The 19387-nt window shown below is 41.9% G+C and carries 18 protein-coding genes; 9 read left to right on the top strand and 9 right to left on the bottom strand.

Going from position 1 to position 19387, the window contains the following annotated elements:
* Nucleotides 1–129: 129 nt before the first annotated feature.
* The 3 genes from GQR93_RS11545 to GQR93_RS11555 all read right to left on the bottom strand — a co-directional run bounded on the left by GQR93_RS11545 (nt 130) and on the right by GQR93_RS11555 (nt 2856).
* The gene (locus tag GQR93_RS11545) at nt 130–1164 is read right to left on the bottom strand and encodes an NlpC/P60 family protein (protein WP_004466623.1); all 1035 of its coding nucleotides are present in this window, start codon (nt 1162–1164) and stop codon (nt 130–132) included.
* Nucleotides 1165–1185: 21 nt separating this feature from the next.
* Nucleotides 1186–2013 carry a C39 family peptidase gene (locus tag GQR93_RS11550; protein WP_225430328.1) on the bottom strand — a complete coding sequence of 276 codons (828 nt, stop codon included), beginning with the start codon at nt 2011–2013 and terminating at the stop codon, nt 1186–1188.
* 240 nt (nt 2014–2253) lie between these two features.
* On the bottom strand, nt 2254–2856 hold the full coding sequence (locus GQR93_RS11555; protein WP_035444669.1) for a TetR/AcrR family transcriptional regulator: 603 nt from the start codon (nt 2854–2856) through the stop codon (nt 2254–2256).
* Nucleotides 2857–2966: 110 nt separating this feature from the next.
* Between GQR93_RS11555 and GQR93_RS11560 the strand changes: the two genes are divergently transcribed.
* Nucleotides 2967–3884 carry an NAD(P)H-binding protein gene (locus GQR93_RS11560; RefSeq protein ID WP_004466617.1) on the top strand — a complete coding sequence of 306 codons (918 nt, stop codon included), beginning with the start codon at nt 2967–2969 and terminating at the stop codon, nt 3882–3884.
* A 377-nt stretch (nt 3885–4261) separates the two neighbouring features.
* Here GQR93_RS11560 and GQR93_RS11565 read toward each other — a convergent pair whose 3' ends face one another.
* Together GQR93_RS11565 and GQR93_RS11570 are read right to left on the bottom strand one after the other, a co-directional pair.
* Nucleotides 4262–4816, bottom strand: coding sequence for a DUF7679 family protein (locus GQR93_RS11565; RefSeq protein WP_159298794.1), 555 nt, complete (start codon nt 4814–4816; stop codon nt 4262–4264).
* A 308-nt stretch (nt 4817–5124) separates the two neighbouring features.
* Complete coding sequence (locus GQR93_RS11570; RefSeq protein WP_004466613.1) at nt 5125–6312, bottom strand: phosphopentomutase; 1188 nt, start codon at nt 6310–6312, stop codon at nt 5125–5127.
* Nucleotides 6313–6614: 302 nt separating this feature from the next.
* Between GQR93_RS11570 and GQR93_RS11575 the strand changes: the two genes are divergently transcribed.
* Entirely contained in the window at nt 6615–7802 is a 1188-nt protein-coding gene (locus tag GQR93_RS11575; protein WP_004466611.1) for a PucR family transcriptional regulator, read from the top strand.
* Nucleotides 7803–8125: 323 nt separating this feature from the next.
* Here the strand turns inward: GQR93_RS11575 and GQR93_RS11580 are convergent, their stop codons facing one another.
* Entirely contained in the window at nt 8126–8443 is a 318-nt protein-coding gene (locus tag GQR93_RS11580; protein ID WP_004466609.1) for a hypothetical protein, read from the bottom strand.
* Between the two features lie 302 nt (nt 8444–8745).
* The gene (locus GQR93_RS11585; protein ID WP_035444668.1) at nt 8746–9984 is read right to left on the bottom strand and encodes a pyridoxal-phosphate-dependent aminotransferase family protein; all 1239 of its coding nucleotides are present in this window, start codon (nt 9982–9984) and stop codon (nt 8746–8748) included.
* 337 nt (nt 9985–10321) lie between these two features.
* Between GQR93_RS11585 and GQR93_RS11590 the strand changes: the two genes are divergently transcribed.
* From GQR93_RS11590 to GQR93_RS11615, 6 genes are read left to right on the top strand one after another with little or no spacing between them, the layout of a single operon-like run.
* Complete coding sequence (locus GQR93_RS11590) at nt 10322–11404, top strand: ABC transporter substrate-binding protein (RefSeq protein ID WP_004466606.1); 1083 nt, start codon at nt 10322–10324, stop codon at nt 11402–11404.
* Nucleotide 11405: 1 nt separating this feature from the next.
* On the top strand, nt 11406–12230 hold the full coding sequence (locus tag GQR93_RS11595) for an ABC transporter permease (protein ID WP_004466604.1): 825 nt from the start codon (nt 11406–11408) through the stop codon (nt 12228–12230).
* Entirely contained in the window at nt 12230–13027 is a 798-nt protein-coding gene (locus tag GQR93_RS11600; RefSeq protein ID WP_004466602.1) for an ABC transporter permease, read from the top strand. The genes GQR93_RS11595 and GQR93_RS11600 overlap by 1 nt, the downstream gene beginning before the upstream one ends.
* 1 nt (nt 13028) lies before the next feature.
* Entirely contained in the window at nt 13029–14066 is a 1038-nt protein-coding gene (locus tag GQR93_RS11605; protein ID WP_004466600.1) for an ABC transporter ATP-binding protein, read from the top strand.
* A gap of 2 nt (nt 14067–14068) precedes the next feature.
* On the top strand, nt 14069–14941 hold the full coding sequence (hisJ, locus tag GQR93_RS11610; RefSeq protein WP_004466598.1) for a histidinol-phosphatase HisJ: 873 nt from the start codon (nt 14069–14071) through the stop codon (nt 14939–14941).
* Nucleotides 14942–14955: 14 nt separating this feature from the next.
* Nucleotides 14956–15834 carry a metallophosphoesterase family protein gene (locus GQR93_RS11615; RefSeq protein ID WP_004466595.1) on the top strand — a complete coding sequence of 293 codons (879 nt, stop codon included), beginning with the start codon at nt 14956–14958 and terminating at the stop codon, nt 15832–15834.
* On the opposite strand, the gene GQR93_RS11620 is transcribed toward GQR93_RS11615, so the two are convergent.
* On the bottom strand, nt 15831–16478 hold the full coding sequence (locus tag GQR93_RS11620) for a cadmium resistance transporter (RefSeq protein ID WP_004466592.1): 648 nt from the start codon (nt 16476–16478) through the stop codon (nt 15831–15833). The genes GQR93_RS11615 and GQR93_RS11620 overlap by 4 nt on opposite strands.
* 279 nt (nt 16479–16757) lie before the next feature.
* On the opposite strand from GQR93_RS11620, the gene GQR93_RS11625 reads away from it, so the two are divergent.
* Nucleotides 16758–17612 carry an NAD(P)-dependent oxidoreductase gene (locus GQR93_RS11625; RefSeq protein WP_187117484.1) on the top strand — a complete coding sequence of 285 codons (855 nt, stop codon included), beginning with the start codon at nt 16758–16760 and terminating at the stop codon, nt 17610–17612.
* A 154-nt stretch (nt 17613–17766) separates the two neighbouring features.
* Here the strand turns inward: GQR93_RS11625 and GQR93_RS11630 are convergent, their stop codons facing one another.
* Nucleotides 17767–19140, bottom strand: coding sequence for an aspartate aminotransferase family protein (locus GQR93_RS11630; RefSeq protein WP_035444667.1), 1374 nt, complete (start codon nt 19138–19140; stop codon nt 17767–17769).
* Nucleotides 19141–19387 lie beyond the last annotated feature (247 nt).

Consider the following 19387-nt stretch of genomic DNA (forward strand, 5'->3'; position numbering starts at 1 on the left):
TAAGCAAGAAAAAGGGATCAGACTTATTTCAAAACCAAAATGGCTGGAAATAATATCTGATCCCTTTTAAATCGCCAAACCCAAAGTGTCCATTAACGAGTCTCTACGTGAAACGTCATTAATTGTCTGTTAATGAAAGACTCGCGCTATTCCTGCAATATCAGACCGCTGTCCATTTCGAATCGGCTGTACCATAATCCGTGGCGGCCAACTTTCAATAACGCGGTTTCCACCAAGATAAATGGCAACATGCCAAATCGTATGGGTGCCCGGTTGATAATAAAAGACCAGATCACCCCTTTGACGATGATTATAGGAAACATGCATCAACTTTTTACTTGCCCAAAGATTTCTGGAATTCCATTCGTTTCCCGGAAATGCATGATGAATCGAACTAATCGGTGCCGGATCAATACCACCGGCATATAATGCCTGCATCACTAAACCGGAACAATCAGTCCCGTATTTAGGACTGGATGAAGCCCCAACCAGGTATGGATTCCCCATATATCGGTAAGCCTGATGAATCATTGCGTCGATATGTGCCTTTCGTCCCTGCCAAGCATTTGCTTTTAAGGGTGCCACATAACTGTCAATCCCTGTCCAGGATGTCTTAGTAAATCCCATTTTCAGCCAGGTTGCTTCATTCACATTACCGGTCACTTTTAAATGGTGCCGGCTTTGAAATTGCCTGACCGCATGATAAGTTGCCTGATTGTATTTATTATAGCCGGCAAAAGTCCCCATTTTACGCATAATGTACCAGGTTTTAATACCTTCAAACCCCCGTTTAACCGTATAGCCGATCTGCCCATAGGGTTTAATCTGTTGATAATGAACCTGATAGTATTGCTTGGGGTTTTGATACCCGCTTGTCTTGGCAACAACTGCCTTATTTGCCGTCACGTACTGTTGATGATTCGTTTCAAGTGCAGTGACTCTGCCATCTTTTTGAACAACCTCATCAATCTTTAAAAAATGACCCTTTTTAACCAAGTTGGATTTCACCGTTCGCGCTGAATCTTTATATAGCCGAACCGCTTTTTTCGTTTTAACAATACCCGGATTTGACGTAAATGATGATGCTGACGCCTGGAATTCCCCGGCAAGGCCAAATAAGGCCCCTACACCTAAAATAATTGCTAACCTAACTCGTCGTTTCATCTCAATCTCCCCTCAAATGATCTAATAACTCAATGCCCGATAAGCATCCCTGCTTCGATGCCTCTGCAAAGTTTGAACAGTCATGCTTGCCCGTTTGGCTGTCCATGGATCGTTGTAATATGCCCGGGTTGCTGAATAACCCGTTATTGCCAATGCATGATTCACAAACCCATCAACGCCGTGGACCCAAACAACAACCGGATGGTCCTGCCTAATTGATTGCTTAATCCTGCCAAAACCTGCTCCGGTCATATTGATTGCCGATCCTGCATGATTTTTAACCAATTTCATTAAGCCTTTGGGATAAATCCACCAACCGGATGTTGAATAAGGATTACCAACAAATCCCTTATTAGGATTTTTGCTGCGCGGCATTTCACGCGCCAACTGCATTTTGGTCACATCCGCTCCGGCATACTGCAGCATCATGGTCGTCGCAGCAATTTCACATCCGGTTGGCAGCTGCGGCCTTTGTGCAACCATCGGAACGTTTAATCGCAGATACGATTGATTCATCGCACTTTTATGAATCCAACCAACGGTTTTGTGCTGATAGGCAATTTTTAACCAAGTGCCATCAATGGTGACCTCTTCACGATTAACGTGAACCTCCTTACCCGCATATTGGCTTGCATACGCAATCGGATCAACATTTTGGGCAGAAGTTAACCGTCCTCCGGTTTGGTATATCCCATTATTTCGGGATGTGCCATTCCCTACTTTTAAATAATAGTTTGCCGGTGTATTGGAATACACCTCTTGATAAGTCGAATCGGCAAATGCTTTCCCGGAAAAGCCAAACACCAGAAAGCACGTTAATAAGCCTACGAAATAATAAATACTCCTCATTAAAGTCCCCTTTTTCCCTTCCATTAATATAATTGCTATTAAATGATAAGTTAGATTATATAGGAAAAACGGAGATTTGCATATAACTTTGTGCAAAAGGATTATTTTATCCGGCTGATTTCGGCATGTTATCCACTACAATTAAAAAGAGCTGAGCAGAATCCCCGTATCCCTCAACCTCCAACTTTGGGTATACAGTTGTATCGACTGTATCGCCACATTTCTTTATAAACCGGTTTCTTATAACAAATTCTCCGGATATGGTTTGATTGCGACAGCACCCCAAATCATCCGGCTGATATCACTAAAGGTTACATCACTTTCGGTATAAATATTTTCTTGAATATTTTGAGCATGCCTCCGAATGACCGAAAAAATAGCTGCCATTGTAAGGCTTCTATCAATCGGCCTTAACACGCCCGCTTTTATTCCCATCTCAAATAAAGATGCAATTGGATTATTTGGGCCTATGAGCTTAGAAATATAATCGGGAAAGTCTTTGGACAAGGATTTGATTTGCTCGATAATCGATAAGCTGTTGGGGTTATCAAGAGAAAAATCATACATTGCCCGAATATAAGCAAAACAACGTTTCTCAATAGCCACTCTTTTGTCCAAGACAATCTGCATGCCCGGGGTTTGTTCCAACTGATTAATTTCCCGTAAGTAAACCCCTTCCAATAAGGCCCGTTTGTCTTTGAAATAAAGATAGATATTAGATTGAGATATTCCAACCTTTTTTGCCACTTGGATTGTTGAAACCGATGGGGCACCCTCACTCACAATTAGTTGTGCCGTTGCATCCAATATTTTCTTTTCTTTTGTTAAATCTTTTTTCTTCATATACATAGATTACCCAAAAAAGAAATCAGTTTCAAGGTTGACAAAAGATAGGACTATCTCTTATAATCTGTTCTATAAAAGATAGTCCTATCTTTTAAGGAGGAGACTTTATGAAAATAACTTTACTTGGTTCACTTGGTCATATCGGCAGTATTGTTGCACCAGCCTTGCTGAAGGATGGTCATGATGTCACAATTATCACAACAAGCCAAAAGCGAGCTGCTCAAATCAAAGAATTGGGTGCCAATGCAGCAATTGGTACTATGACTGATGAAGACTTCCTTTCTCGGCAATTTCAAAACGCCGATGTTGTCTATTTAATGATCTCTGGAAACAGTGATGGTTCAATATTTGAAAATGCCAAAAAACAGGGTCAAATTTTTTCAAATGCCGTTCGAAAAGCTAACGTTAAGAACGTTGTCGACCTCAGTAGCATTGGCGCGTACGAACCAGAGGCCGGTAGTTTGTATGCGTACCACTTTATTGAAGATAAGCTCCGTGAGTTAAATGATGTCAACGTTGCATTCGTTCGTCCTGTCGGCTTCTACAGTAACCTATACACTAATGTGCAGAGTATTCGGCAGAATCACGTCATTTATTCAAATATTCCGGAACAAACCGAAGGAAAACGGGTCTCTCCGATTGATATCGCTAAGGTGGTCTTAAAACTTTTGGAGCAAACTCCAGAAGGCAAGACCATTCACTATGTATACAGTGATACTTTTAGTATGCACCAATTAATCGAAATGCTTAAAGTGTCCCTTCCAATGCCAGATCTTCATTTTGTTCAGATAACGGATCAAGAGGCTGAAAACCAGTTACTCTCCAATGGCATTCCAATGTCAATCGCAAAATCGTTTGTCCAGATGAATGCTTTTCAACGAAATCCAGAAAAGCTTTATGAAGATCTTAATCGTCAATCCCCTGTTGCCGGGCATTATAAGCTAACTGATTTTGTCCAGGAATTCACCGCCTCTTTCAATGATCAAAAGCCATCAGGAGGATCAAATACACTCGTGGACAAATAGAGCAAAAAAGTTGAAACAATATAAAAAGAACCAGAATGACAGTGATCAAATAACCGTACACTAATTGGGACTGCTCCTCAAAGCAACGCCCTATACTCCGAACGTAAATCGCTTTGTTTCGCACACTAATCCGAATTGCTGCATGATGTTGCTCACCAGATTTTCCAGCACCGCTTTTCAAACAAAACCAATCACTGTTATAAATGGTCCTCAAGATATTAGATTTTTTTCACGAATTTTCTATCTCTAAATATTAAGAAATGAGCAAAAATACTAAGTCATTAGTGTCCTTGCTCATTTTTTAATTCCCTTTACCTATTTCCTCATCCATGTCAATAATTGTTAGCCAAAGGGTTCAATGTCAACCATTCCCGACCCTAAACTTTCCAATTCTTTAGATCGCTTAGATATTGTGAGTATCTAATTTTTTTCAACTGATGTTTAACACGATAACTCGAAACCCATTTCCAAAACCAATTTTGTCGCGTATTTCTCTTAAATAACTGATTTTGCCAATATGTAATATCGGCGGCAATTTGTTTCTGGCTCAACCAGGGATAATCATGTCTTAAATAAGAGTTGCAACTTTTAAACGGTCTGACCGTCCAATATTGATGACCGATAAACTGGCTTCGCGTGACCTGAAAATAGCGGGCCTGCCCAGATGATAGTCGATAAATTCTTCTAACCAATCCGATTCCAAACGGTGGTTGAGACGTTTGCAGCAGACTTTTCCGATCATCAACGGATTTGGATTTTTCTGTACGCAAATAGGGTGCCAAGGGAATCACAATCAATGCATTCTGCATTTCGTTTCTTCCACGGGAATCGCTATTTAATGCATGCTGAAGATCCCTTGTTAAACGATACTTGACCACCCGGCCATTGGGTCGAATAACATCGGCACACCAAATTTGTTTAAGCCTCGCCATCTTGATTCACCTACCTCAATCTGATCTATTGCGATTCATTGTATCATTAGAAACCAATAGAAAAGGCGTGGACGGCTAAATGTAAACTGAATTTAACGGAAAAGTCTAAAGTGACGTGCCTTATTCACTATATATAACAGTGCTCATCACTATTCCTGCGCGGATAAACACAAAAACACGCCAAGTCTTTATCCTTGAACAAGCGTGCGAACTTCCAGGATCTTAAACTCAGTGTGCTGTATTTGTTTTTGATTCGTGTGCAAAAGGCATCAAAAACGCACTAGTAAATATTTAATTTAACAGTTGGTTTACGAAATTTGATTTAGGAAAGACTTTCCCGGTAATTGATTGCCGATTTCAAAATTTGATAAAATTGTTTTGCCCAAGTCGCTAAACGTTGAACGAATGCCCAGTTGATTGCCATTCGCATTGGGGGATGCAGCAATCAACGGAACAAATTCTCTGGTGTGGTCAAAGCCCTTAAATGTAGGATCATTACCGTGATCAGCAGTAATTAAAATCAAGTCCGTGGGCGTCATCTTCTCAATAATTTCTTTTAATTGAGAATCTATTCTCATTAGTTCTATCCCATAACCTTGTGGATCCCTTGCATGACCATATTTATCCAAATTTCCCAAATCCGCAAAAATCAAACCGATACTTTGAGTTTCCATGGTTTCAAGGAGCTTGTAGAAACTGCTTTGTTTGTTATAAATCTGAATCCGATTTTCAATTCCCCGACCGGAAAAAAGATCATTTACCATGCCAATACCGGAAACCGGGGTATGGTTCTCAGCAAGGAAATCCAAGACGGTATTAGCTTTTGGCACAATTGCAAAATCACGCCGATTATCGGTAAGCTTAAAATCTGAAAGGGTCTTACCAACAAATGGGCGAGCAACAACTCTGCCGATTTCTAAATGACTTTCATCGACCACGAAACGAATATATCTACAAATCCGATACAGTTCCTCGAGCGGTACTACTGCTTCATTGGAGGACACCTGCAATACTGAATCGCTTGAAGTATATACAATTAAGTCACCTTCTTCCGATTGCTGTTGACCAAAATCCTTAATCGCAGTTAATGTTGCAGCTGGACGATTTAGAATCACTTTACGATTTGAAAACGTCTCAATTTTGTGAATCAGCCGAGACGAAAAACCACTTGGAAATGTATCCAATTGCTCTTTTAGCGGTGCACCCATCATTTCCCAATGGCCATTCAAACTGTCCTTACCAGCAGAAATCTCCTGCATTCTGCCAACTTGACTTATTAGTGGTTTCGTCGCTAAAATCCCCGTTAACGGCGATTGACGTGGAATATTTCCCAATCCCAGTTTAGTTAATGTTGGCAAGGCTAAAGATCCCCGCCAGTAATCGCAAACATGTCCCAACGTATCTGAACCTTGGTCGCTAAATTTATCGGCATCGGCAGCTTCGCCAATCCCGACTGAACTAAGCAAAATCACGACAACTCGCTTAAATCTCCTCATGATTAATTCACCCGGTGAAGCTTACGTTAAATCCCCCTTAACAGAAAAGCTGAAATTCTTAGCCTTTCATTATTAGTGTAGCATCTCAGGACAAAAAGATTATTGTACTAAGTTACAAAATATTGGTGACGATTATTGTGGTAGTATACAACAACTATTTTGAAGATTTCCCGCAACCACGCGTTATAATAGCATTTTTTGTAGTTTATACTTAAATAAAGAATGGCTTACCAATGTGTACGTACGAATCAAAATGCGTTAAAGTAGACTAAAAAGTTAGTACACTTTTAGGGTGAAGAATAATGATTGATTTGCGAACAGTAGTTAAAAAAGAAAAGAAGCGTATCTTTCAGGTTAATAGCGCCTCCCTTCATGGGCGAACTGCAAATGCAATTACAATCATGGATAACGACGCGGTCCATCAATGGGCCCGAAGTGGGGAAATCGTCATTACAAGTTCCCGAATGATGCCCGAAAATATCGATATTGCCAAACAAGTGATCCAGAAACTTGCGCAGAAAAACACTTGTTGTCTGATGGTAAAACCATACACTGACAGTATCAGTTCAAAGTTTCCGGCGGAACTCAGGGACTATGCCGATCAACTCGATTTCCCCCTATTCGAAATCGATAAAGATGTTACATATATTCAAATTATGAATGATTTTAATACGTTACTTTTTCAAGACCGGCGAACCAACAAAATGGCCGATCTTGATTTGGATTATTTACTAAAATCAAACTCAGCCAGCGATAAGGACTTTGATTTTATTTCAGGTCTAAAGGGCGTTGATTTATACAAATTGTATACCAGAGTTACAAGAATTTCTTTGGCTGAAACACCAAAATCCAGTGAACGGATGATGGTTCAGTATAATTTGATCAGTCAATTACATGCACTTTTTGCAAAACTCGAAACGGATAAAAAGATCACGACTTACTTTGTTTTGGAGTCAGCAGACGGTGCCACGATCGTTTCTTTCTTCAACGACGACCAAGCTGAAAAGCCGCCTTATGACAGACAGGTTTATCATCGACTTATGAGCACCATCAAAATCCCCCACTTTTCGTTATATGAGGGTGTTGCCAGTCTTCATGAAGCCAAAAACCTCCACCGCTCTTTTACCGAGGCGTGTTTCGGCATGGATGTTGCTAAAACAATGGATTGGCAAAATCATCCGGTCTTTTACCGTGACGTCAGTCTCTGGGAATTAGTTAATCAAATTTCCAGAATTCAGGACAGCAGGCTGTATCCGGTTGAAATGGATCAAATATTGACTAATAAAGAAGTCTTTGAAACTGTTCAACAATTTTTTAATCATAATGAATCGATTAAAGAGACCAGTGAAGCACTTTACACCCATCCCAATACGGTTCGTTATCGATTAAACATGATTTACAAACAAACGGGATTGGATTATCGGCGAACAAATGATAAATTTCTGATCTACATTGCATTAATTGAAAAATTGCTGTCGGAAAAAGAATAGTGTGCGCAGCAAAGCGGTTAACATTCGGAGCATAAGGCGTTTATTTCGGAAATCCCGGGTTTGGATTTTGGAAATAAATCCCTTATGTGTAGAATGTTGCTTTGAGGAGCAGTCCTAGAAGTGTGTGGAAAAAGACGTTTTTGATCCCAGAGTACAAGGAGCTAAATTCAATATTCCCGAATTTGGAATATTGGATTTAGTTTCTTGTATGGCAGGGATCAGTCTTTTGGAACAGTCCTAAAATAGTGTGCGCAGCAAAACACTCACCCATAACCCAAAAATGCCTGCCAATTTCACATTGGCAGGCATTTTTTTCTTATAAACTAAACGCGCCACGTACCATCCATATTTTTACGAATGATTTTTGTCCGTCCAAGATCAACATCGTCTTTGGCTAACTCAATGATGCCCTCTTTTAGCGGCTCGGGTAAATCCCATACAATTCTGTAAAACTCATCGGTTGTCATTGAAGTACCGGTGATTTCTTCATATTGTCGAATTGCTTTTTTACGAAGTGCGGAAAAGATCTCTCCGGCCTCACGATCTGAATACAACTGCTCTTGTAGAAAAACGATTTGAAACTGATATAAATAGTCTTTGGCAATATCCTCAATCTGAGTATGTTCCAATACTTTCATCATAGATCAATCCTCCATTTTTCAAAACAGTGACAATTGATGGGGCTCTCTCTAAGCCCCTTACAATTACAAATCAAAGCGAATCAGTCATAACTCAATTTAAATGAGGTAGGTGTTTATTTCGCAGATTTGGTGACCATTTGTCTGCAAACCTAGAATAACACCTACTTTCCGGAAAACCGGTGAAATTTACGAATCTGTACAAAACATTTACAATAATCAGTCTAAAAGGCATCCCCGTCATTATGGATGAAGTCGGGAATGCCTTTTAGTTATGATTAAAAATAGACAAATAGAAAAATTAATTATACTTCCAATGTTTTTTGCAATGTTTTCAACTTGAAAGCTGCTTCTGTTGCATCCAATCCGGCTTTGAGGTCAATTGAAACGCCGGCTTGTAGTAACGCTGCACCAAACAAAGCTACAAAATTCGTAACAAAAAGACGCTGTGCGCTGTATCCCATTGTTCCAATCCGCCAAATTTTTCCCTGAAGGCTGCCAAAGGAACTGGAAATTTCAACACCAAAGTTTTTAAGTAGTGTGCTTCTAAAGGTATCCCCATCCAATCCGGTGGGAATTTGAACACAGGTCACCATCGGCATGTCATGATCGCCCTCATGATAGATAGTCAATCCCATCGCATCCAAACCGGCATTCAGTGCCCGATGTACTGTTAAATGACGGGCAAATCTGGCATCCAATCCCTCCTGAAGTGCCAAACGTAACCCCTCATTCAAAGCATAATCGGCAACCGTTGCTTCAGTATGGTGATTGAGTCGCCTGGGTGACCAATAATCCTGTAGTTGGGTTAAATCAAGATAGTTACTGGTAATAAAGGTATCGCCATTGGTGTCCAACGCGGTCCTGACGCCTTGTTCAACTCGTTTACGCTGATTGATTTCTTCAGCAAACCGATCATTGAACGTTATCGGGGTAATGCCGGATGGAATTGAAAGACATTTTTGGGCACCGCCAACAACCGCGTCCAACTGCCACTTATCAGCCTCCACCGGCGTTCCCATGTAAGAAGCAACCGCATCAACGACCAAGAAACCACCGTATTGATGAACCGCTTCGCCCAAACGATCAATCGGCTGCAACCGGCCAGTTGAGGTCTCACCATGAACGATTGCGACAACTTTTGGTTTTAAGCGATTAATTTCGTCAATAATTTGATCCTGATCAAAAACGGTTCCCCATTCGGTTGACATAGTGGTCACTTTACCACCGGCTCTCTGTGCCAATTCAACAAATAAATCCCCAAAGCGACCAAATACAGGAACTAAAACCGAATCTCCGGGGCTGACAATACTTCCGATAACTGCTTCGTTTCCGGCACGGCTGGTACCATCAATCGGAAATGCCCACTGATTCTTTGTTCTAAAGCTTTTTCGGATCATCACCATGTTTTCGTTCATAATATCGGTAAAATCAGGATCAAACTGTCCCAATATCTGATTACTCATTGCTTGTGAGACCCGTGGATCAACCATCGTCGGCCCCGGTGTCATGATTAACCGGTGATTTATTTTTAATTCACTCATATGAATCGCTCCTCTTCCAGATGCATCAATAACTGAACTTGTTATTTATTCCCATTAAATGCAGATACCTTTTTACATCAGGTTAAATGAATTTTGGAAAGAAATCATTGGTACAATTGCACAAAAATTACTTTTAAATTGTTGCCTGCATCCAAGTGCCCTAAAAACATAGAAAAATTTTTTAATTGATTTTGGACCAAGTAAAAATCTAAATCTTAGCATGAACTTTATCCTTACTTATTATTTACAAAAGCAAGGCCAAAAATATACCGAATTTTTACGCCGATCCTGTATCGTAAAGTTGTTAAAAAATTGAAGCTATTGAGGAGTGGAATTGATGAAAAAGCATAGATTGGTTTCAGGCTTGGCATTATTAACAATTGCAATTGGTTTGGGTGGTTGTGCAAAGACCAGTGCCGAGAATACTTCCAATAATTGGGGCACCATTGTTAAAGAGGCAAAAAAAGAGGGTGACGTTAAGTCGGTCGGAATGCCAAATTCTTGGGCTAACTGGGGTGGCACATGGAATGATCTTAAAACCCAATACAAGATTTTTCATTCTGATACCGATATGTCCAGTGCGCAGGAATTGCAAAAATTCAAATCCGAAGGCACCTCTAAAAACGCACCTGATATTGGTGATATTGGCATTAACGTTGCCCCTTCCGCCGAACAGGAAGGTCTGCTCGCCAAATATAAAACCAAGTATTGGAATCAAATTCCAAGTTGGGCTAAAGATAAAAAGGGATATTGGTCAGCTGGTTATACCGGCAGCATTGTCTTCATTACCGATAAAAAGAATGTCAAGGCAGCCGATGCCCCAACTTCATGGAAACAGCTTGCTTCAGGCAAATATAAAGTAGCAGTGGGCGACGTTTCAACCGAAGCTCAAGCCCAGTACTCCATTCTGGCAGCAGCTTATGCCAATGGCGGCAGTGAAGCCAATCTAACGCCCGGTCTAAACTATTTTGCCAAATTGCAAAAAGAAAAGCGGCTGTCAACGGTTGACACAACCATTCAAAATCTTCAAAAAGGTGAAATCTCGGTTGCTGTGATGTGGGACTTCAACGCAATGAATTACGCCCATCAAATTGATTCCAAACGCTATAAGATCACCGTCCCAACCGATGGAACCGTTCGAAGCGGTTATGCCGAAGTGGTCAATAAACACGCTACTCATCCCTATGCCGCAAAACTTGCCCGATCCTACATCCTCTCAAATAAAGGCCAAATCAATTTAGCTCAAGGTTACGCCCGACCAATTCGAAGCAACGTGAAACTTCCGGAAAGTGCCCAAAAGAAGTTGCTTCCAGAAAATGCCTTCAAAAAGGTTTATCACGTTAAAAATAATAATACTTGGAATAAAACAACCCTAAAATTGGGACAATTATGGCAGAATAAAGTTTTAGGAGCTAAGTAATATGATCAATCGGCTCAAAATATATGGCCCGTTTGCGTTGCTGATTATTCTTGTTCTACTTCTTCCTTTAATTGTCATGATTATTTCAAGTTTTCAGGCAATTAACGGTGGGTTTACTTTGTCAAATTACCACCAAATCATGACAAATCAGTATTACCACCAAGCCATCTTCAACAGTTTAAAAATCTCGTTTATCGCGTCAATCTGTTCACTGGTTGTCGCAGTGGCGGGTGCCTGGGCACTAACCCATTTAAAAGAAGAGACCAAGAACACACTCATTACCATTTTTAATATGTCATCCAGTTTTGCCGGGGTTCCCCTGGCATTTTCTTTAATCATTCTTTTTGGTAATGCCGGTGTCGTAAAAGCTATCGCAACGGCTCTTCACCTAACCAACCACTTTAATATTTATTCGTTAACCGGCCTAACGTTTTCCTACACCTTTTTCGAAATTCCGCTGGGCATTATGTTCCTATTTCCGGTGTTGGAGGATCTTAATCCGGATTGGAAAGAGGCATCCCAGGTATTGGGCGCCAATCAGGCGTTCTTTTTACGCAAAGTCATTATCCCGATTATTTTGCCGAATCTAGTAGAAGTTTTCATCCTGCTGTTTGCCAACGCAATGGGCACTTACGAAACTGCGTATGCGTTAACCGGAAACAACATCGTTTCCATCCCCATCCTGATCGGGTCATTAATCAATGGTGAATTAACCGCTAATCTGCCGCTTGCCTGCGCCTTTGCCAGCCTCTTTGCAATTCTGATGACCTTAATGGTGATGCTCGGTAATCGACTCACCAAATCCAAAAGCGAGGGGGCAAAGTAATGAAGAAACACAAACAAACGCTTATCCCGAAAATGATCATTGCGTTAATCTCTATTTATCTCGTTGCCCCCATTATTGCGACAACTCTTTACTCCTTTTCAACATCGTGGGTTAAAACCATTTTGCCGGAAGGATTAACGTTTCACTGGTATGCTCAACTGATCGCCAATCCGGACTTTGTTTCAGCAATGATCCGCTCGCTTGGGCTTGGCATCCTGACGACGATTATCGCAATGACCTGTTTTTTGCCAATTATTTTTTACGCCAATGTCTACAACCCGGGACTAAAAGCCCGACTGCGTTTTATCACCGTTTTACCATTTACAATTCCCGGAATTATTTTGGTAACCGGTCTGATCCAGGTTTATCAAAACATTGCCGTCCCAAAAATCATCATTTTGTTGTTGGCGATCACATTATTGAGCCTGCCTTTAACCTATCAAACATTGGATAACGCCTTTATTTCCAGAGATTTTCGGGCCATGTTCGAACAATCATTGATTTTAGGCGATAAGCCGGTTCATGCTTTCATAAAAGTGATTCTTCCAAACATCAAAGTTGGGATTTTCGTCGCCAGCCTACTCACGTTTACAACTGCTTTTGGCGAATATGTGATCACCAATATGCTTCTTGGCGGTGATTTTGAAACGTTGAAAATTTATATGTACCGCTTAATGCAAAGCAACGGTCAAGCCAGCAGTGTGCTGACAACCATCTACTTTGCAATTCTGGCCTTCATTTCATTAGTGCTTGTACTCATCGTTCAAAAGGGATCGGCATCCAAAGGAAAGGAGTGACATGATGGCATCAGATTTCTTAAAAGTAACCGATTTAAGTATCACCTTATCAGGTAACAACGTCATCAATAACATGACTTTCAGCATCAAGCCCAATACGCTCACGACCTTTCTTGGTCCAAGCGGTAGCGGCAAGACAACCGTTCTACGGGCAATTGCCGGACTAAACACCCAAATTTCAGGAAAAATTTATTTAGATGGCCAAGAAATTCAACAGCTGCCGGTTAATCAACGACACATTGGCATGATTTTCCAATCATATGCACTGTTTCCCAATCTCAGCGTTTTCGAAAATGTCGCCTATGGGTTGAGAGTTCAAAAGGTTTCGGCAACAGCCATCAAGGATAAAGTGACCCGAATGCTGAATCTTGTTAGTTTGGCAGACAAAAAAGACGCCTTCCCCGATAATTTGTCGGGCGGTCAAAAGCAACGGGTCGCCATTGCCCGGGCAATGGTTCTCGAACCCAAGCTATTATTGCTGGACGAGCCTTTAAGTGCTTTGGATGCAAAGATTCGTGTAGACCTGCGTACCCAGATTCGCCATTATCAGCAGGAATTGGGCATCACTATGCTGTTTGTCACTCATGATCAGGGTGAAGCAATGGCAATCTCGGATGACATCATTGTCATGGATGATGGTCGGGTTCAGCAACAAGGTTCTCCCCTCACCATTTATACCAAGCCCCGCAATCAATTTATCGCCCAATTCATCGGAAACCATAACTTACTGAGCGGTAAAGATCTTATGCGGCTCGGCTTTAAACGCGCTCAAAAAAGGTTGATTGATCCAAACGATCAGTATATTGTCAGACCGGAATTATTTGTTAAAGACTCTTCAGGTCAGTCAAAAGAAACCATGCCGATTTCCGGAAAACTGACATCGATTGCTGTTCTGGGTGACCGCATTCGTTATGAAATGCAAACGCCCCAACAAATTCGTTTAAAAGTTGAGACGTTAAATCAAGGCCTTCCGCTCGGTATCAACACCAGTCAAACTCTCTACCTCTCCCCGGATGACATTGAGAAAGTCGGTGATTAGTTTTGCTATCAAACAACGATTTTAACCGGATTGACAGAAAAACATGGAACGGTCATACCCATACTGAATTTTGTCCCCACGGTTCCGGGGAAGACACAGAAGACTTCATTAAGGCAGCGATCCAAGCCGGCTTTAAAACCTACTCCGTTACGGAACATTTTCCGATGCCGCCCGACTTTTATGAGCATGCTGTCGGCTCCAGGCATGCCATCTACACAGCGGCCATGTCAGACAGGGAACTACCGGAATATTTGAGGAAAATGAACCGGTTAAAAGAAAAATATGCTGATAAAATTCGGCTTCTAATCGGGTTTGAGATCGACTATTTCTCACAGTATCAACGCTGGACGGCTCAGATGCTGGATGTTTACGGCTCCGCAATCGATGATGCCATCCTATCCGTTCATTTTCTGCCAACCGTTAACGGATTACGTGCCATCGACGACTCCGATTTGGACTTTCGAACCGGCGTTCTGGCCGCCTATGGCACACCGGTCGGCGTTGCCAATGCCTATCTAAAAACGGTTGCAGAAGCAATTGATTGGCAGGTGACCAACAAGCCACAGCGTTACGGTCACATCATGCTGTATCGGAAATGGCGAAACCTGTTCGATAGCAGAACCGTGTGGGAAGATCACGCAACAAGGGACCTGTTAAAACATATCCTACAGAAGATTGCTGCCAGACATGAATTTTTGGACTGCAATATGGCCGGTCTGTTTCGAACCTCCCAAACCGAAAGTTCTCCTAATTTCACCTGGTTGGCCCAAGCACAACAATTCGGTATCCCACTGGTTTATGGTGCGGATGCCCATCGAGTAGCCGACGTTGCCCAAGGATACAATACCTACCTTGAAAATGGTTATGATAAATAGGAGAATTAGTTACCATGAAATTACAAATCCACGATCATCATCCCTTTAAAATCTGTCAGCTCACCGACATCCATCTTGGTGATTACCCGTTCAATGACGCCGATTTAAAAACACTGGCCAGTTTAAAGGTCCTATTTGATACACATTCCTTTGATCTTATCATGATTACAGGTGATCTTTTATGGGGATTACAGTCCTCCGATCCCGCTAAAAGGCTTGGGAAACTCTATGATCTTCTTAATCAATACCCGACTCCTGTAGCCATCACCTATGGCAACCATGATACAGAAGGCATTTTCAGCCGGACGGATCTGCGTGAAATTGAAAGTCACCTCATTCATCCTGCCGACAAGCATCACTCAATGATCATTGATGACAGAGAATCCTATGCCTTGGAAATTTATGACGATCAACAACTGGCCCATATTGCTTATGTTTGGGATAGCGGCGCTTATTCCCACTGGCAAAAGACCGATCAATACGCTGCCGTTGAGCCGGAACAAATTGATTGGTTCTTAAAGCTGCCATACGCAAGAACCTCAAAAAAGATGGATCTGGGATTTTTCCATATTCCGTTTCCGGAGTATCAATCCGCGGCCAATCAGATAATCGATGGCTTTAATCATGAAAAAGTCTGTTCGCCGACGACAAATTCCGGGCTGTTTTATGCCCTCTTGCGACAAAAAAACGTGAAAGCAACCTTTGTTGGTCACGATCACGACAATAACTTTACGAGTTCTTTTCGGGGAATCCAGTTAAACTATGGTAATGTCACCGGTTATAACTGTTATGGCGAGCTGACGCGAGGCGTGCGGGAAATTGATGTCTCAAAAGACGCAATCAAAACGAGGATTATTTTGTTCTCTGAAACATCAGATAATTGCTCCGATTAACCCATAACGCCACTTTCAACCAGAACGTAAATGCCGATAGCAATAAAGATAATCGGGATCATCACACTCTTATAATGGTCAAGCTTATCCTTAATAATCGGCAAATTAGCAATTTTGTAGCCCAAATAACACCAGACACCGGTCATAATTGTAAAAACAATTACCGTCACAACCAGCTCAAAGATCGTGTACTCTGTAAATAATGGGATATAAACTGTCAGATTACCCGCCCCGTTTGAAACAGTCACCAACCCCACACTGACCATCTGAGGATTAATCAGTTTGGAAAGTGCGGTTGCTCTGGGACTGATTTTCTTTGTCTGCTTAATTTCCGCTTGAATTTCGGCTTCTTCGGCCTCGTCGCTTTTGCCGGAATGATGACGGTATTCAAGCCACTTCTTAATACCTAAAACAATCGGAATCACACCAAGCCAGCCAACTTTATCCGTTGGCAAGAAACTAAGACCGTATGCCGCAAAGACGCTGACCAGTACCAGTAGCTCAAAACCAACGAATTGCCCCCACACAATATCACGTTTTCTCAAAACCGCATCAACTTGAGAGAACCAGACGGCCAAGACAAAGGTGTCGTCAATATTGGTACCAATAAATGAAACAATGCTGGTAATAATTGTCGTAACCATCGTCATTCCCCCAAACCTGATTTTAAATCACAGTTACCTGTGGATACTTTATTAATGATTGGTTTCACTAACTTCAGTATACCCTACTCCATAAAGTCTTAGTGCAAAGTGTTTGCCTAAGGCTTTATTTATATGTATGCTGATGGGGAAATATTAAATGATGGATGCAGCTTCAATTTGAACAGCTTGCAAAAATGCTTTTGCAGCGAGCTTAACAAATGGGGATATAAATTGAATCCGCATCTATGTATCTACGCATTTAAAGGGGGATATAAAATCATGACAAAAGTTACTTTTATTGGTATTGGCGATATGGGATCCCAAATGATCACCCACTTGCCTTCTGCCGGTTACGATGTCACCATTTGGGATAAGGATCCGGAAAAAATCACCAACATTGGCAATTCGGACATCCATGCGGCTTCCTCATTGGCTGAAGCGGTCAAAGCTTCAAAAGTGATTATCACGTCTGTCATGTCTGACGACGTATTGACCCTTCATCTCGGTCACGATGGCAAACCCGGGATTGTGAACTTTCTACAGCCCGGCAGTACCTTGATCATTACATCAACACTTGATCCTGAAAAAATCTTTGCGGTTAACAAAGCCCTTCCAAAAGACACCCAATTGTTGGACGTCCCGATCATCGGTGGTGTTAGATATGCCAGAGAAGGCTCACTGGTACTGATTGCCAGTGGCGCCAAAGAGGCGTTTGACAACGTTCTTCCTGTCCTCAAGGCTTTTGGAACCGTCAAATACGTTGGTGAATTGGGTAACGGTGCCAAATTAAAACTCATCACAAACGTTGGCATCATGGCAGCCGAAGCCGGTATTCGAGAAACGTTGGATTTAGCGGACGCTTACGATATTGATTACGATACAGTCTTGGGTCTCATGCAGATGGGCCCGTTAAAACCGGTTGTCAGCCGAGCCTTGGATACCAGCAATCCACGTCCTCTCAAGGGATCGGTTGCCGATGAAGAAGAACTGCTCAACGCCACTAAGGACCTAATCAAGTTGCCGTTGGCAAAAGGATCCCGTGACCGTTTGAGAGATGCGGTTGACGCGGTTGAAGGCGAAGCCCGCTTTATTGATATTACCAATAAGAATACGGCGTTACCAAAGTTTAAATAAGCTTGATGCACTCGACATTCAAGCGTACTGATTCAATTTAAAAGATCAACAAAGCAAAAGTATCTTCAACTTTCATTTACGAAAATTGAAGATACTTTTTTAATTTGATTGATTTTGGAGGAAATCAATATCATGGAAAAGTCGACTATTGCTTTTAAAATTCTGCCAGGGATTCTTTAATCGCATCTTCATAAATCCCAAGTCCGGCCTTGATTTGTTCTTCGGTCGCCACCAACGGGCTCAGGAAGCGAATGACATTATCATGGACACCGGCATTTTCCATGATCAATCCATGTGAAACGGCATGCTTGATAATTTTGGAAACCAATTCCGGATAGGGCTCCTTGGTTTCCTTGTCTTTTACAAATTCAACGCCGATCATACTGCCGATGCCGCGAACATCGCCAATCTCTTCATAGCGTGACTTCATATCGGTAAACCTATCAAAAGCCATTTGGCCGATCCGTGTAGCCCGATCCGTTAATTTCTGGTCTTTGATGATATCAAGTACCTGAAGGCCGGCAGCACACGCCAAAGCATTGCCACCAAAGGTACTGCCGACAATGCCGGGTTGCACGCCTTCCATAATATGCGAACCGGCCGTCACAGCCGCCAAAGGTAATCCAGCGCCAATCGACTTGGCCATTGCAATGATATCCGGTGCAAATCCTTTTTCCTTCCAATAATTTGAAACAAATAGTTTACCGGAACGGGCAAATCCGGATTGAACCTCATCGGCAACCAACATAATCCCATTTTCATCACAAATTTTTCGAAGTGCCGCTACATATTCAAAAGGTGCCGGAATAAAACCGCCCTCACCTTGAATTGGTTCGATGACGATTGCAGCAACCTGCTTTGCCGGAACGGCTTGTTCAAAGACATACTGAAGTTTGTCAAGATAGTATTGAATACTCTCTTCGCGTGAGTATCCCCGTGGTGCCCGATATAAATACGGAAACTCTGCCCGGTGAATACCACCCATCGCTGGTTCAATCCCATATGAATACGTCTTTTTAGCCGTCATTGTTGACGTTAATGCGGTCCGCCCGTGAAAAGCACCGGAAAACACAATCACGTCGCCCCGGCCGGTAAATGATTTTGCAATTTTAACGGCATTTTCGACTGCTTCTGCGCCGGAGTTAACGAACATCGTTTTCCTGGTATCCGCGTTAACGGGCGCCAACTCATTGATCCGAGCAGCCAAATCAACGTAATTGGCATGGGTGGTAATGTTGATCATCCCGTGAAAAAACCGATCTGCCTGCTGTTTAACCGCATCAATCACCCGTTGCTGGCCATAGCCAACATTCATAACGCCGACGCCGGCAACCCAATCAAGGAACCGGTTACCATCAACATCCTCAATCATGGCGCCACTTCCACGATCAATGACGACAGGGTAATTGCATAGAACAGCGGATGGAACATTTTCAGCTCGTTTGGCTAAAATTTTCTTGGCATTGGGTCCTGGAAGCGGCATCGCAACTTGAGGCAATGCCCCTTGTAATTCATCAGTTTCGAGCATAAACAACACACCTTTCATTTTTAAATCAAATGGCACATCATGTGACAAGATCCATCAAAAACGGTTGCTGACAAAATTTATTGACTGTTAATGATTAGAATATTACCACCTTTTTTTGCTTAATCAAGCTTTAAATTAAAAACACGTTAGATAATTTAACATTTAATTAAATTTAGGTTGCTTTATTCACATTTTGATCCTATAATTTTGGCAATTCATGTTATGTGTTCTAACATTGTTAACCGTC

Source organism: Lentilactobacillus hilgardii (genome assembly GCF_009832765.1).
GTDB classification, from domain to species: domain Bacteria; phylum Bacillota; class Bacilli; order Lactobacillales; family Lactobacillaceae; genus Lentilactobacillus; species Lentilactobacillus hilgardii.